Source organism: Actinomycetospora lutea (genome assembly GCF_028737205.1).
Lineage (GTDB): Bacteria > Actinomycetota > Actinomycetes > Mycobacteriales > Pseudonocardiaceae > Actinomycetospora > Actinomycetospora lutea.
Map to the genome: position 1 here is coordinate 72,132 of NZ_JAQZAL010000001.1, position 13,665 is coordinate 85,796.

Consider the following 13,665-nt stretch of genomic DNA (forward strand, 5'->3'; position numbering starts at 1 on the left):
TCGTGCCCCGTCGCCGCGGCGCGGGCCGGAACAAGCCGCGGGCGCCCCGGGTTCCCCGGGCGTGAGCGATGACGCGGTCGAGCTCAGCCCCACGGACTGGGTGCGGAGCCAGACGCAGACGATCCTGGAGACGGGCACCACGGAGGGCGTCGAGGTGCGCGGCGCGCCGGTCGTGCTCCTGACGCTGCGCGGGGCGCGCACCGGCAAGCTCCGCTACACCCCGGTGATGCGCGTGGAGCACGACGGCCGCTACGCCGTCGTCGCCTCGAAGGGCGGCGCGCCGGAGAACCCGGTGTGGTTCGAGAACCTCCGGGCGCACCCGGACATCTCGCTGCAGGACGGCACCGAGACCCGGCCCTACACCGCCCGCATCGTGACCGGCGAGGAGCGCGCGCAGTGGTGGGACCGGGCCGTGGCCGCCTTCCCGGACTACGCGGAGTACGCGACGAAGACCGACCGCGAGATCCCGGTGTTCGTGCTCGAGCCCCGCTGAGAGAGGGCGCTCAGGCCGGGACGGGGGAGTGGGTGCCCTCGCGGCGCGCCCGCTCGTAGGCCGCCGCGTCCGGCGCGGGTCGCCGCGCCCACCCGGACGCCGACCACTCCTCGAGCCAGGCGGGCGCGGCCAGGGTCGGGAGCAGCGCGAGCCAGGTGTCGGACATGCGCTCCCACAGCGTGGGGCCCTCGGGCGCGACCTCGGCGAGGTAGTGGTGCCCCACGACCGTCGAGAGGAGCGTCGAGCTCACCGCGGCCGGGTCGGCGTCGCCCCGGCCGAGCCCGCCCGCGCAGGCCCGGGTCAGCAGGACCTCGGTGTCGACGCGCCAGCTCTCGACCCACTTGTTCCGGTCGGCCTGCATCCCCGGTCCTCGCGCATCACGCGCAGCCCGCCCACGACGATCGGGTCGTGCATGAGGCGGGCGATCTGCGCGTCGTAGACCAGGAGCAGCCCGCACAGCGGGTCGAGGCCCCGGGCGGTGATGCGTCCGGTGATGTCGTGCCAGGAGGCGTGCAGCTCCTCGACGACGGCCCAGCCCAGCGCCGACTTGTTCTCGAAGTGGAAGAACAGCGCGCCCTTCGTGCGCCCGCCGTCGGCGACCACCTGGGACAGCGAGGTCGGGTGGTAGCCCTGGGCGGCGAAGCGGCGGGCGGCGGCGAGGAGCAGCTCGCGGCGGGTGGCGCGCGCCCGCGCCTGGAGGGGTGCGGTGACGGCCTGGTCCGACCACCGGGACACCGGCAGATCGAACCAGCCGGGCGTCATGCGGCGAGTATGCGGAGCGGCGTCGTCGCCGGGCAGGGAACAGGTCATCGGTGCGGTGAACGGCGCGAGGTCGGTCAGGGAATCCGGGCGATCGCCGCATATCCCCCGGTGGGGCGCTCGCCGGGGCTGGCCACGGGCCAGTCGACGATGTCGACGAGGCCGGGCGCGACGAGCTCGTGGCCGCCGAGCAGCTCGCGGATCTCCGGTCGCGAGCGCAGCACGACCTCGGTCGCGCTGCCGCGGTAGCCGTCCTGGATGGCGCGCGTCCGGGCGGCGAGCTCGGGGTCGTCGTGGTCGGCGCTGCCGTGGCTCATCACGTGCACGCTGCCCGCCGTCATGGTGGAGCGGTAGCGGGCCAGGATCGCGGGGAGCTCGGGGTCGGGCACGAAGTGCAGGACCGCGACCGTGAGCAGCGCGATCGGCCGGTCGGGGTCGAGCAGGTCGCGCACACCCGGCGCGGCGAGCACGCCCTCGGTGTCGCGCATGTCGGCGCGCGTGATGCTGACGTTCCCGAGCCCGCCGATCACCTCGTGCGCGTGCGCGACGGCGACCGGCTCGAAGTCGACGTACGCGACGCGCGCGTCGGGCCGGTGGGCCAGCGCGATCTCGTGCACGTTGCCGGCCGTCGGCACCCCGGACCCGAGGTCGAGGAACTGGGTGATGCCCTGTGCGAGGCACCACTCCACGGCGCGGCGCAGGTAGTCGCGGTTCGCGCGGCACACGGAGGCCATGTCCGGGTTCTGGGCGAGGATCGTGGACGCCTGCTCGCGGTCGACGGCGAAGTTGCAGGCCCCGCCCAGCAGGTAGTCGTAGATGCGGGCGGCGTTGGCCCGCTCGTAGTCGACGCCCGCCTCCAGCGCCCGCTCGGACTCCCGCCAGTCCCCGCTCGTCACGCCGTTCCCCCCCCCCCCGCCGCCGCCGTGCGTCCCGACGATCTTCTCACTCCCGGCGGCCGGGCGGTACGGATCACGCCAGCCCGAGCGCGCGCCGCACGGCGGGCACGAAGCGGCGCGCGACGGGGACGCGGTCGTCGTCGCCGGGGCCGGTGCTGATCACCAGGCGGTCCCTGTCGCGGGCGACGTCGCGGACCCGGGCGAGGTTGACGAGGTGGCTGCGGTGCACCCGCAGGAAGCCCGCGTCGGCGAGGTCGCGCTCGACCCGGTCGATGCCGCGCCGCGTGGCCCGCCGCGGCCCGTGGTCGGTCGCGAACCACACCGCGTGCCCGTCGGCGCGCGCGGACCGGATCTCCTGGGGCCGCAGGACGACGATCTGCCCGCCCGCGCCCACGGCGGGGACACGGCAGGGCGCGCGGCGCGTGCGGGGCGGGCGGTCCTCGAGGGGCTCGCCGGACCCCGCGCGGGCGTCGGTGCAGGCCAGGAAGGCGATGGGGTGCGACCCGGCGACGACCGGGATGACCCGGTAGGTCTCGTCGTCGTCGGTGACGGCCGACCAGAGCGACACCGTGCCGCGCCAGCCCGGGTCGTCGCGGGCCCGCTCGCGCACGTCCGGGACGACGCGGCCCAGGCTCCGGATACCGCGACGGGGACCGGCCGGGTCGTCGGTCGCGTACTCGCCGGGGACCGCGCCGCGGCGGCGGGCGGCCGGGTTGGCCGCGACGATGCGCCCGCCGAGGTCGAGGGCCACGAGCGCCCCCGAGGTGCGCCGCTCCAGGTCGGCGAACGCCTCCGCGATCCGCCGGCCGTGCCGCGCCGCGGTGCCCTGCAGCACCGCGGCCACCGATTCGGTCGCCACGAGCAGGTCGATCGGCCGTATCGGCACCATCTCGCGCCAGCTCGAGAGCGTGAGGGTCGCGAGCGGCGACGCGGTGACGGGGTCGCAGAAGGCCACGCCGGTGCAGCTCCACTGGTGCAGCGCCGCGCTCCAGTGCTCCGGGCCGCGGACCGAGCAGACCCGGCGCTGGACGATCGACGTGCCGACGCCGTTGGTCCCGGTGACGGGCTCGGACCACGCGAGCGCGGGGTCGAGGCCGGCGTCCGGGGCCCGGCGGCGCGCGGGCCCGTCGCCCCACACGGCGAGCACGGTCCCGCGGCCGTCGGTCACCGTCGCGACGCGGTTGCCGGCGGTCGCCGCGAGGGCGGCCCCGACCGCGCCGAGCCGGGCGAGCAGCCCGCCGTGCACCTGCCGGGTCGAGGGGTCCTCGGGGTCGTCGGCGTCGTCGGGGTCCTCGACCGGCGCGGGGCACGCGCGCGTGGGGTCGATCCGGTACACGTCGCGGCACCGGTGCCAGGACATCGCGATCGCGAGCGGGACCTCGCCGGGATGCTCCGCGCCGGCGGCGAACCGCTCCCACGCCGCGTGGGTCCGCGCGAAGGCGCGGTCGAAGGACGAGCGCGAGGACGAGGCGCCCCGGACCGGGATCATCCGGTCTCCGAGGTGACGCCGTACCCCTCCATCGCCTTCGTGAACGGGATCCGCTCGCCGTCGACGAAGGTGTCCGGGGTGAACGCCGCGTCGGCCATGACGCCCCACGCGCGGCGCCGCTGCATCGCCAGGTTCCCGGCGTCGTAGAGGGGGAAGACCATCGCCTCGCGGTAGTAGCGCGCCATCGGGAACTTGCGGTCCAGGGCGTTGACGCCGACGATCCGCATGCAGTCGACCACCACGCTCTGCATGAGGTCGCCGCAGAACGTCTTGTTCATCCCCGCCAGCGCGTGGGCCTCGCCGTCGGTGGCGTCGAGGTAGTGGGCGGCCTTCCAGCACAGGTAGCGGCCGGCCTCGATCCTCGCGGCGATCTCGGTGAGCAGGTGCCCGACGGCCTGGTGCTCGATGATCGGCCCGCTGCCGCCGCCGGTGTAGGTCCGGGCCCACTTGAGTGCGAAGTCGTAGGCGCCCCGGGCCACGGCCACCGCCGCCATGCTCGCGATCGGCGCCGACCACGTGAAGTTCCGGTTGACCAGCAGGTCGCCGTCGCCGGGCGCGAGCAGGTTCTCCTCGGGCACCCGGGCGCCGCGGAAGGTCATCGTGACGTTCTGGCAGGTCCGGTGGGCCATCTTGTCGATGACCTCGTAGCGCACGCCCGGCGTGCCGCGCTCGACGAGCACCGCCGACAGCGCCTCCCGGCCGCCCGCGCGCCGGTCGGTGCGGACGACGCACAGGTTGACGTCGGCGCCCCCGAGGTCCCACCCGCCGGCGTTGCACGGCCAGTGCTTCTCGCCGTGCAGGACGTACTCGCCGCGCGCCCGGTCGTGGTCGGCGACGAGCTGGATGCCGGCCTGCGGGCTGGGGTGGTCGAAGTTCGCGGTGCCGCCGCGCTCGCTGACGACCCACCCGGCGAGGAAGTCGCCGCGCACGTCGGCGGCGGCGGCGCCGATCCAGCGCTCGCGCTGGGCCTCGGTGCCCCAGTGCAGCACCGGCATCAGCGCGAGGCCGTTGACGAGCAGGGTCGTGGGGAACCCGGGGTCGACCGCGCAGAGCTCCTCGATCGCCACGAGGAAGTCGACGGTCGAGGCCCCGCCGCCGCCGTACTCGGCGGGCAGGAACATCGCGGGGTAGCCGAGTGCGGCTGCCTGCTCGTAGACCGGCTTCGTCGCGCGGAAGGCCTCCTGCGGGTCGGGCAGCGCGTCGGCGCGGTCGGCCACGGGGCGCAGGACCTCCTGCGCGAACTCCCGCGCCTGGTCCTTGATCTTCTTCTGGTCGGCGGTCAGCTCGAAGTCGATGGCCACGGTGCGTCCTCCCGGCCGGCTACCCAGCGGTCGTCAGCCCGAGCGCACCCCTGAGCCCGAGATCGTTCGCCGCGATGTCCTCGAGCGAGGCCTCGTCGAGGACCGCGAAGTACGCGTCCAGCGCGCGCGAGAACACGCTGCGCGCGCCGCAGACACCGGCGACCCGGCAGAACCGGGCGGCCCCCAGGCACTCGACGACGGCGAAGTCCTTCTCCATCGCGCGCATCACGGCGCCGACGGTGATCGTCGCCGGGTCGCGGGTGAGCCGGACCCCGCCGCCCCGGCCCCGCGACGTCTCGACGATCCCGGCGCCGGCCAGACCCTGCACGACCTTCACGAGGTGGTGCCGCGACACCGCGTGGGCCTCGGCGATGTCGGCCACCGAGGCCTGCCGTCCCGGCGCCACCCGCAGGTAGAGCAGGACCCGCAGTGCGAAGTCGGCGTGGCTCGTGTGCCTCATGACCTGCTCGTCTCGCTCGGACCGGGCTCATCGGGAGCTTCTCTCGCCGCAAATCGGTATCGCAGATGCTAGTTCGCTACCGGTGGGTCGGGAAGCTGCCCGCGGCCCCGCCCGCCGCTCGTGCCCGATGTCGTGCCGCTCGTGCCGCAGCGCTTCCGCCCGGCTCGCGGACGGCCCCACCCTCCGGGCTCGTCGCCGGAGAGAAGGAGTGCGCCGTGACCGTCAACTTCACGATGTCGGACGAGCAGAAGAAGCTGCAGCACGAGGTCCGCGCGTTCGCCGAGAACGTGCTCAAGCCCGTCGTGGCCGAGGCCGACGCGGAGCCGGACCCGCTCGAGGGCTTCCGGAGGACGAAGCCCGCCTACATCGAGGCCTACAAGGCCGGGATCGCGATGTGCATGCTGCCCGCCGAGTACGGCGGGGGCGGCGTGTCGTGTGTCGACCTGGTCATCGCGGCCGAGGAGATCTGCGTCGTCGACCCGGGCTTCGCCTGCACGGTGCTGTGCAACGGGCTCGGGCTCATGCCGGTGGCCTGGTACGGCTCCGACGAGCAGAAGGACCGCTTCCTGCGCGCCGCGACGTCCGACCCGGCCGGCGAGTACCTCGGCGGGTGGACCGCGAGCGAACCGCCCGGCAACCCGTCGGGGACGGCGAACTTCGACATCCCGCTGCCGCGCCCCGCCGGCGTCGGCCTCACCGCGGTCCGCGACGGCGACGACTACGTCGTCAACGGCCGCAAGTACTGGCCCTCGTCGGCGGGCTGGGACGAGCGGGGCGTCGACGCCGGGACCCTGATCGTGCGCACCGACTCGGAGAAGGGCGGGACCGAGGGGCTCTCGGCGCTCGTCCTCGAGCGCGACACCCCGGGCGTGACCTACCGGCACCTCGACAAGGTCGGGCACCGTCTCGCGTCGAACGCCGAGATCGTCTTCGACGAGGCCCGCATCCCGGCGGCGAACCTCCTGCCGGGCGCGGTCGGCAACGGCGACCTCGTCATCAACCGGAACTTCGCGTGGTCCGGCCCGGTCGCCGCGATCGCGGCGGTCGGCATGGCGCGCGCGGCCTACGAGATGGCCCTCGAGTTCGCCCGCGGCAACACCGCCGGCGCGCTGCGCCCGATCATCGGCTTCCAGAACGTCGGCTACGTGCTCGGCGACGTCGCGGCGAAGATCGAGATGGGCCGCTACTTCTCCTGGCGCGCCGCGGACTACCTGGACAAGCACGACCAGCACGCGGAGCTCGTCGGCGCGATGAACAAGATCCAGGTCACCGAGATGATGTTCGAGTGCGTGTACAAGTGCATGCAGATCGTCGGCGTCAACAGCCTCGAGACGAAGAACGGCTTCGGCAAGATCCTGCGGGAGGCCGCGGTCCTGCCGATCTACGACGGCGGCAACATGGGCATGCAGCGCCGCCGCGTCCACGGCATCCTCGCCGACCCCCTGTTCAACCCGCGGGCGATCATGGAGGACGACTACGTGAAGTTCGAGAAGCACCACGAGGCCATCGACACGGTCGTCGGCTAGGGACCGGGCAGGCCTCGGGGACGACGTCAGGTGAGCACGTCGGTGTACCGGGCCCCCGGGTCGTCGGTGCGCACGACGCGGAACCGGCACGCGTCGTCCCCGAGAGCCTGCACCGAGGTCCGCTCGGCGCGCAGGCCGCAGACCGCCGGGTCGAGCGCGCGCAGCCACTGCGCGTCCCACGCGCACATCACGGTCGTCACCTCGCGGGCGTCGCGGCGGGCGAAGAAGTCGTGGAAGAAGCAGCGCTCGACCCGCATCTCGAACGCGTCCGCGGCCGGGCGCTCGAGGCGGACGTCGACGTACTCGCCGTGGTGGTCGGTCTCGGCGCGGCACGCGGTCTCGATCGCGCCGAGGGGGTCGGTCCGCCGGCCCGCCGCGCCGGACGGCACCCGCAGCGGCCGGTGCAGGACCGCGCCGAGGGTGCGGCGCAGGAACAGGAGGGTGCGGCGCCGGTCGCCGTCGAAGACCTCGAGGATCGTCTCGTGGGCCGCGAGCACCGTCGCCGACAGCGCGAGCATCGCCTCCGACGGGGCGTCGACGGGCAGGTCGGCGTCCTGTTCCCGGATCTCCTCGGCGCGCCGCCGGATCACCGCCAGCACGAACGCGCGCTGTTCGGGGGCCTCACGCCGCAGGTAGGCGCCGATGTCGCTCAGCAGCTCCCGCGGCACGACCCGGCCCATCGTCCAGCGGGCCTCGCTCTCCCACAGTCCGGTCCGGGCCTCGTCCACGCGACCACGCATCCCTCGTCGGCGTGGTGGCGACGATGCGCCTCCCGGGGAGCGCGGGGACTCACCCGCCACGGGTGAGTGCGCGCCGGGATCAGTGGTAGGGCTTGTGCGGGATCGCGGCGTCGTTGGTCTGCTGCTCGAAGTCGACCCAGATGGCGCCGTCCTCGATCTTGCAGGCGTACGTCGGGATCGGGTCGACGGCCGGGACGCCCGTGGGGACGCCGGTGTGCAGGTCGAACCGTGAGTTGTGGGCCGGGCAGATGAGGGAGTCGTCCTCCTGGAGGTAGCCCTCGTTGAGCGGCTGCTGCTGGTGGGTGCAGGTGTTGTGCACCGCGACCGCCTCGTCCTCGTAGAGCCGGACGACACAGATCGGCTCGCCACCCATGTGGCAGAGCATCATGTCGCCCTCCTCGAGCTGGTCGACGTCGGCAACGGCTTCCCAGGCCATGGTGGTGGTGTCCTCTCGGTGGGCGATCTAGCTCGACGAGCGGCGGGACCGGGGTGCGGGCGCGGAGCCGCGGACCTCGATCCAGCCGTTGCGCACGCGCGCGGGCAGGACGGGCTGGGGGTGGTGCGCCGGGCCGCGCAGGATGCGGCCGTCGCGCAGGTCGAACACCGAGTAGTGCAGCGGGCAGGCGACCGTGCAGCCCTCGACCTCGCCGCGGTGCAGCAGGGCGCCGGCGTGGCTGCACACGTCGTCGATGGCGTGCACCTCGCCGTCGCTGCGGTGCAGCAGCACGTGGCGGCCCTCGACCTCGACGCCGGCGACCGCGCCGTCGGCCAGGTCCTCGTCGGCGACCGCCCGGACCCAGCGCTGGGGCCCGGTGTTGGTCGCGACCCGGTTGACCATCACCGCGCGGCCCTGGACGAGGTGCCCACCGATGTAGGCCGCGGCGACGGTGACGGTGAGGCTCGCGGCGCCGAGCGCGCGCCCGGTCCGGCGGTGCCCGGAGAGCCGGGCGGCGAGCGAGACGCCCTGGAGGACGGTGCCCGCCCCGTTGAGCAGGCCGTGGAAGAGCCCGACCCGGCGGTCCTCGTTGTCGCTGACGCTCCAGTCGGCGACCCCGGTGGCGGCGGTGGCGGCCGCCGCCGCGAGCCCGGCCGCGCTGAGCGTCGACGACGGGTCGAGGCGGGCGCCGTCGGCGGGCACGTCCTGACCGACCACGTCGAGCAGCACCGTCGCCGACCAGAACCCGATCGGGAGGTCGGACAGCGCGGGGTGCAGCGAGTGCCCTAGCCAGCGTCCCCCGTGCATCAGCTCGACGACGGGGTTGGCGCGGAAGCGGTCGTAGAGCGGGTCGACCGCGGCGCTCGCCTGGTCGTTCAGCCGCTGCAGCCACGGCCACCGGGTGATCTCCGCGACCGCGCGCTGGTGCCACGCCGTCGCTCCGGAGTCCGCCATCCGCGCCCCCTCGGTTCGATCAGTCGGTCCCGCGTGGAGCCTGGCACTGTCCTGTGATCTCCGCCATATCCGTCGTGGACGTCGTGTGTCCCAGATCGGCACACTCGCGGGGGTGGCGCGGTCGTCGTCGGGGGAGTCGGTCCTCGAGCGGGTGGTGCGCATCCTCGAGGCGTTCACCCCGTCCGACCGGGCGCTGACGGTCGGGGAGCTGTCGCGGCGCGCGGGGCTGCCGCCGGCGACCGGCTCGCGGATGGTCGCCGACATGGTCACCCACGGTCTGCTCGCCCGGGACGCCGACCGGCGCGTGCGGGTCGGTACCCGGCTCTGGGAGCTGGCGTCCCGGGCCTCGCCGACGCTCTCGCTGCGCGAGCTCGCGATGCCGGTGCTCGAGGAGCTGCACGGCCACGTCGGCCACCACGTCCAGCTCGGGGTGCTCGACGGTGAGCAGGTGCTGTTCGTCGAGCGTCTCTCGGCGGACCAGGCGGTCATCAACTACACCCGCATCGCCGCACGGCTGCCGCTGCACGCCTCGTCGTCGGGCCTGGTGCTGCTCGCGCACGCGCCCGCGGACCTGCAGGAACGGGTGCTCGCGGGCCCGCTGGCGCGCTTCACCCCGTTCACCATCACCGACCCCGGCGAGCTGCGCCGCCGTCTCGCCGACGTCCGGCGCGACGGCTTCGTCGTGTGCGGCGGGTTCCTGCACCCCGAGGCGACGGGCATCGCGGTGCCCGTCCGCGACGAGGGCCGGCAGGTCGCCGCGGCGGTCTCGGTGATCGTCCCCAACGACGACAGGGCGCGGGACCGCGTCGCGCCGCTCGCGTCGGCCGCCCGCAGGATCGAGCAGCGGCTGCTCACCCATTGAACGGGAACGCCGTTCCCGGCGTCGGTCGTGAGTCCGCATCCTCGCCGGCATGGAGAGCGTGGACCGGCTCGTGGTGCAGGAGAAGACGGGCGCGGCGGAGGGCGTCGTCGCGCTGACGCTCGCGCGCCCGGGCGGCGGGCGCCTGCCCGACTGGGCGCCGGGCGCGCACGTCGACCTGACCCTCGCCAGCGGCGCCACCCGCCAGTACTCGCTGTGCGGTGACCGGTGGGACGCCCACCGCTACCGGGTCGCGGTGCTGCGCGAGCTCGACGGCCGCGGTGGCTCGGCGTTCGTCCACGACGAGCTGGCGGTCGGCGACACCGTCGGCTTCGGCGGGCCGCGCAACCACTTCGCGCTGGTGCCCTCGACGCGCTACCTGTTCGTCGCGGGCGGCATCGGGATCACCCCGCTGCTGCCGATGGTCCACCAGGCCGACCTCGTCGGCGCGGACTGGGCGCTGCTCTACGGCGGACGCTCGCGGGCGACGATGGCCTTCGCCGACGAGCTCGCCCGCCACGGCGACCGCGTCACCGTGCACCCGCAGGACGAGGGCGGGCTGCTGCCGCTCGCGTCGTTCCTCGCCGGCGCCGGCGACGACACCGTCGTCTACTGCTGCGGCCCGGCGCCCCTGCTCGCCGCGATCGAGGACGCCACGGCACACCGGCCGCCCCACCTGCTGCGCACCGAGCGCTTCGTCGCCGCCGAGCTCGGCGCCCCGGTGCGCGACGAGCCCTTCGTCCTCGAGCTCGCCCGCACCGGCGCCACCGTCACCGTCGGTCCGGAGCTCTCGGTGCTCGAGGCGGCACGGCGGGCGGGCGCCACGGCGCTGTCGTCGTGCGAGCAGGGCACGTGCGGCACGTGCGAGACGCCGGTGCTCGCCGGCGTGCCCGACCACCGCGACTCGATCCTCGCCGACCACGAGCGCGCCGCCGGGGACTGCCTGTTCCCGTGCGTCTCGCGCTCGTGCACCGACCGCCTCGTGCTGGACCTCTAGGGAGCACCGTGACCGCCACCACCACCCCTCCGGCCACCCCTCCGGCCACCCCTCCGGCCACCGTCCCGGCCCTCGACGTCGACCCGTTCTCGCACGAGACCCTCGAGGACCCGCTGCCGATGCAGGAGGCCCTGCGCGAGGCGGGCCCGGTCGTGCACCTCCCGCGCTACGACCTCTTCGCCGTGGCCCGCTACGCGGAGGTCCGCGCGGCGCTCGTCGACTGGCAGCGGTTCCCGTCGAGCGCCGGGGTCGGGATGTCGAACTTCCGCCACGAGGAGCCGTGGCGCCCGCCGAGCCTGCTGCTCGAGGCCGACCCGCCCCACCACGACGCGCCGCGCGCCGTGCTGTCGGCGATCCTCGGCCCGCGGGCGCTGCGCCGGCTGACCGACCGGTGGTTCGCCGACGCCGAGGACCTCGTCGCCGGGCTGCTCGACGGCGCCGGCGCGACGGTCGAGCTGGACGGGATGACCGCGCTGGCCGAGGCGTTCCCGCTGCGCGTCTTCCCCGACGCCGTCGGCCTGCCGCCCGAGGGGCGCGAGCACCTGCTGCCCTACGGCGACCACGCGTTCAACGCCTTCGGTCCCTCCAACGACCTCGTCGCGAAGGGCGCGCCGCGCGTCGGCGAGCTCTCGGCGTGGGTGGCCTCGCAGTGCGCCCGCGAGGTCCTCACCGACGACGGGTTCGGCGCGGCGATCTGGGCGGCGTCGGACCGCGGCGACATCACCCCGGCGCAGGCCCCGCTGATCGTGCGCTCGCTGCTCACCGCCGGGGTCGACACGACCGTCCACGGGCTCGGCGCCGTCCTGCACGGGCTCGCCACCCACCCCGAGGCCTGGGCGACGCTGCGCGCCCGCCCCGAGCGGGCGCGCGTCGCGTTCGACGAGGCCGTGCGCTGGCAGTCGCCGGTGCAGACGTTCTTCCGCACCGCCGACGTCGACGTCCCGATCGGCGGCACGGTGGTGCCCGCCGACCGCAAGATCCTGATGTTCCTGGGTGCGGCGAACCGCGACCCGCGGCACTGGGCCGACCCCGACCGCTTCGACCTCGACCGCGACCCCTCGGGCCACGTGGGCTACGGCATGGGCCTGCACCAGTGCGTCGGCCAGCACGTCGCGCGCCTGGAGGGGGCGGCGCTGCTGACCGCGCTCGCCCGGCGCGTGGAACGCCTCGAGCCCGCCGCGGCGCCCGTCCGGCACCACAACAACACCATGCGGGCCTTCGCCTCGCTGCCGCTGCGCCTGCACCTCGACGGCGTCACGGGGCCGTCCCCCGGGCGGGGGAGGGGTGGGCGGCGAGGCCGGTGAGCAGGGCGGTCAGGACGGCCTGCGCGCGCGGCCGGAACGCCTCGCCGCCCTGGGCGAGGGCCAGCACCGCGAGGCCGGTGGACGCCGCCTGCACGGCGTCCAGCGCGGTCGGCGTGGGCTCGGCACCGAAGGCGGCGAGCAGGGACGCGGCCAGCGGGGCGATGCCGGCGCCCAGCTCGACCATGCACGCGGCGACCGCGGCGTCGTGGTCGGCGCTCTGGGTCAGGGCGAGCAGCACGCGGGTCTGCTCGGGGGCGACGAGGACGCCGGCGAGCACGGCGACCTTGTCGGCCGCGGCGGCGTCGCGGAGCGGCTCGAGCGCGGCGAGGCGCTGCCGGACCGCCTCCCGGGCCACCGCGGTGAACAGGTCGTCGCGCGTCGGGAAGTAGTAGGTCAGGTGGCTCTGGCGCAGGCCGAGCCGGGCGGCGACGCGCGGCTGGGTGAACGACGCCAGACCCGCCTCGCGGATGAGGGCGAGCGCGGCCTCCACGATCTCGGCGCGTCGGTCGGCCACGTCCACCTCCCTGGTTGGTTGTCCTACCAAGCAGGAGTGAACCGCGGTCCGCGCGACGGGGTCAAGGACCCGCGGGCCTCAGTCGGCGGGACGGCCGAGCAGCGGGCGCACCAGGGCGCGGATGGCGGGGGAGGGCGCCAGGCCCAGCTCGGCGCGCAGGAGCGTCCGGAAGCTCTCGTACTGGGTCAGGGCCTCGGCGCTGTTGCCCTCGGCGAGGTGCACCTCGACGACGCGGCGGTGGGCGCTCTCGCGCAGCGGCTCCTGGGCCACCGCCTCGAGCCCGGCGCGCAGCGCGTCGGCGTAGCGCCCGCGGGCGCAGGCCCGGGCGCACCGGTCCTCGAGCGCATGCAGCCACAGCTGACGGTGGCGCTCCCGCTCGACGAGCACCCACGCGTCGCACCAGCCCGGCAGGAGCTCGCCGCGGGGCATCGGCGGGTCGGCGTCGGTCCGCGCGGCGTCGCCGTCGGTGTCCCCGTCCCCGTCCCCGTCCCCGTCCCCGTCCCCGTCCCCGTCCCCGTCCCCGTCGAGGGCGTAGAGGTCGACGCCGGCGTCGCGGTGCAGCGCGACCGTCGTCGCGTCGGCCTCGACCAGGGCCCCGCGGTGCGCGGCCGGGACCTTCCACAGGGTGGAGCGCAGGCGGGTCAGCGCCTGGCGGTCGGTGACCTCGGGCCACAGGGTCCCGGCGAGCTGGTGGCGACGGACCGGGCGCCGCGCGAGCGCCAGGAACGCGAGGACCCGCTCGGCCGTCGGCGTCAACCGGACGTCCTCGTCACCGACGCGACACGCGAAGCGGCCCACGAGGAAGAGCTGTGCCGCCGAAGCGGACGCCGTCAGGTCGGTCATCGCCGCCGTTCCCGCCGGGACCGCGACGGGCGCGGCCGGGCTTGAGGTACAGGAGGACGGTCCGCACGGGGACCGGTCCGGAGCGGCGCGCCTG

Annotated in this window: 16 protein-coding genes; 5 read left to right on the forward strand and 11 right to left on the reverse strand. The window is 75.2% G+C overall.

Annotated features, from left to right (window positions below; translation table 11 throughout):
* Positions 1 to 61 precede the first annotated feature (61 nt).
* Entirely contained in the window at positions 62 to 493 is a 432-nt protein-coding gene (locus PHK61_RS00395) for a nitroreductase family deazaflavin-dependent oxidoreductase (protein ID WP_274278984.1), read from the forward strand.
* Positions 494 to 503: 10 nt separating this feature from the next.
* Here the strand turns inward: PHK61_RS00395 and PHK61_RS00400 are convergent, their stop codons facing one another.
* The 6 genes from PHK61_RS00400 to PHK61_RS00425 form a co-directional block, all read right to left on the reverse strand.
* Positions 504 to 854: a hypothetical protein gene (locus PHK61_RS00400; protein ID WP_274278985.1), complete on the reverse strand. Its 351-nt coding sequence runs from the start codon at positions 852 to 854 to the stop codon at positions 504 to 506.
* The gene (locus tag PHK61_RS00405; RefSeq protein WP_274278986.1) at positions 794 to 1,255 is read right to left on the reverse strand and encodes a TetR/AcrR family transcriptional regulator; all 462 of its coding nucleotides are present in this window, start codon (positions 1,253 to 1,255) and stop codon (positions 794 to 796) included. The genes PHK61_RS00400 and PHK61_RS00405 overlap by 61 nt, the downstream gene beginning before the upstream one ends.
* Positions 1,256 to 1,329: 74 nt before the next feature.
* Complete coding sequence (locus PHK61_RS00410; protein WP_274278987.1) at positions 1,330 to 2,148, reverse strand: SAM-dependent methyltransferase; 819 nt, start codon at positions 2,146 to 2,148, stop codon at positions 1,330 to 1,332.
* Positions 2,149 to 2,221: 73 nt separating this feature from the next.
* Positions 2,222 to 3,637, reverse strand: a complete 1,416-nt coding sequence (locus PHK61_RS00415) for a DNA-binding protein (RefSeq protein ID WP_274278988.1) — start codon at positions 3,635 to 3,637, stop codon at positions 2,222 to 2,224.
* Positions 3,634 to 4,938, reverse strand: a complete 1,305-nt coding sequence (locus PHK61_RS00420; protein WP_274278989.1) for an acyl-CoA dehydrogenase family protein — start codon at positions 4,936 to 4,938, stop codon at positions 3,634 to 3,636. Before PHK61_RS00420 ends, PHK61_RS00415 begins: the two co-directional genes overlap by 4 nt.
* Positions 4,939 to 4,957: 19 nt before the next feature.
* Positions 4,958 to 5,398, reverse strand: a complete 441-nt coding sequence (locus tag PHK61_RS00425) for an RrF2 family transcriptional regulator (protein WP_274278990.1) — start codon at positions 5,396 to 5,398, stop codon at positions 4,958 to 4,960.
* Positions 5,399 to 5,613: 215 nt separating this feature from the next.
* Here PHK61_RS00425 and PHK61_RS00430 point away from each other — a divergent pair, with 215 nt between their 5' ends.
* Positions 5,614 to 6,924 (forward strand): acyl-CoA dehydrogenase family protein, encoded by a 1,311-nt coding sequence (locus PHK61_RS00430; RefSeq protein ID WP_274278991.1) that lies wholly within the window; start codon positions 5,614 to 5,616, stop codon positions 6,922 to 6,924.
* A gap of 26 nt (positions 6,925 to 6,950) precedes the next feature.
* On the opposite strand, the gene PHK61_RS00435 is transcribed toward PHK61_RS00430, so the two are convergent.
* The 3 genes from PHK61_RS00435 to PHK61_RS00445 form a co-directional block, all read right to left on the reverse strand.
* Positions 6,951 to 7,652, reverse strand: coding sequence for an L-2-amino-thiazoline-4-carboxylic acid hydrolase (locus PHK61_RS00435; RefSeq protein ID WP_274278992.1), 702 nt, complete (start codon positions 7,650 to 7,652; stop codon positions 6,951 to 6,953).
* 91 nt (positions 7,653 to 7,743) lie between these two features.
* Positions 7,744 to 8,100 carry a Rieske (2Fe-2S) protein gene (locus PHK61_RS00440; protein WP_274278993.1) on the reverse strand — a complete coding sequence of 119 codons (357 nt, stop codon included), beginning with the start codon at positions 8,098 to 8,100 and terminating at the stop codon, positions 7,744 to 7,746.
* A gap of 27 nt (positions 8,101 to 8,127) precedes the next feature.
* Complete coding sequence (locus tag PHK61_RS00445) at positions 8,128 to 9,054, reverse strand: Rieske (2Fe-2S) protein (protein ID WP_274278994.1); 927 nt, start codon at positions 9,052 to 9,054, stop codon at positions 8,128 to 8,130.
* Positions 9,055 to 9,166: 112 nt separating this feature from the next.
* Here PHK61_RS00445 and PHK61_RS00450 point away from each other — a divergent pair, with 112 nt between their 5' ends.
* Genes PHK61_RS00450 through PHK61_RS00460 form a run of 3 tightly spaced genes read left to right on the forward strand, consistent with a single transcriptional unit; the run spans position 9,167 to position 12,214 of the window.
* Positions 9,167 to 9,916 carry an IclR family transcriptional regulator gene (locus PHK61_RS00450; protein WP_274278995.1) on the forward strand — a complete coding sequence of 250 codons (750 nt, stop codon included), beginning with the start codon at positions 9,167 to 9,169 and terminating at the stop codon, positions 9,914 to 9,916.
* 49 nt (positions 9,917 to 9,965) lie between these two features.
* Complete coding sequence (locus tag PHK61_RS00455; protein WP_274278996.1) at positions 9,966 to 10,910, forward strand: PDR/VanB family oxidoreductase; 945 nt, start codon at positions 9,966 to 9,968, stop codon at positions 10,908 to 10,910.
* An 8-nt stretch (positions 10,911 to 10,918) separates the two neighbouring features.
* A complete protein-coding gene (locus tag PHK61_RS00460) occupies positions 10,919 to 12,214 on the forward strand; it encodes a cytochrome P450 (RefSeq protein ID WP_274278997.1) in 1,296 nt (431 codons plus the stop codon).
* Here the strand turns inward: PHK61_RS00460 and PHK61_RS00465 are convergent.
* Both PHK61_RS00465 and PHK61_RS00470 read right to left on the reverse strand, forming a co-directional pair.
* Entirely contained in the window at positions 12,165 to 12,728 is a 564-nt protein-coding gene (locus PHK61_RS00465; protein ID WP_274278998.1) for a TetR/AcrR family transcriptional regulator, read from the reverse strand. The genes PHK61_RS00460 and PHK61_RS00465 overlap by 50 nt on opposite strands.
* Before the next feature lie 78 nt (positions 12,729 to 12,806).
* The gene (locus PHK61_RS00470) at positions 12,807 to 13,571 is read right to left on the reverse strand and encodes an AfsR/SARP family transcriptional regulator (protein WP_274278999.1); all 765 of its coding nucleotides are present in this window, start codon (positions 13,569 to 13,571) and stop codon (positions 12,807 to 12,809) included.
* Positions 13,572 to 13,665: the final 94 nt, after the last annotated feature.

Bases quoted from the DNA above. Each gene is read 5' to 3' on its own strand.
- PHK61_RS00425 (WP_274278990.1), bottom strand. From the start codon at position 5,398: ATGAGGCACACGAGCCACGCCGACTTCGCACTGCGGGTCCTGCTCTAC.
- PHK61_RS00470 (WP_274278999.1), bottom strand. From the start codon at position 13,571: ATGACCGACCTGACGGCGTCCGCTTCGGCGGCACAGCTCTTCCTCGTG.
- PHK61_RS00415 (WP_274278988.1), bottom strand. From the start codon at position 3,637: ATGATCCCGGTCCGGGGCGCCTCGTCCTCGCGCTCGTCCTTCGACCGC.
- PHK61_RS00445 (WP_274278994.1), bottom strand. From the start codon at position 9,054: ATGGCGGACTCCGGAGCGACGGCGTGGCACCAGCGCGCGGTCGCGGAG.
- PHK61_RS00405 (WP_274278986.1), bottom strand. From the start codon at position 1,255: ATGACGCCCGGCTGGTTCGATCTGCCGGTGTCCCGGTGGTCGGACCAG.
- PHK61_RS00400 (WP_274278985.1), bottom strand. From the start codon at position 854: ATGCAGGCCGACCGGAACAAGTGGGTCGAGAGCTGGCGCGTCGACACC.
- PHK61_RS00455 (WP_274278996.1), top strand. From the start codon at position 9,966: ATGGAGAGCGTGGACCGGCTCGTGGTGCAGGAGAAGACGGGCGCGGCG.
- PHK61_RS00440 (WP_274278993.1), bottom strand. From the start codon at position 8,100: ATGGCCTGGGAAGCCGTTGCCGACGTCGACCAGCTCGAGGAGGGCGAC.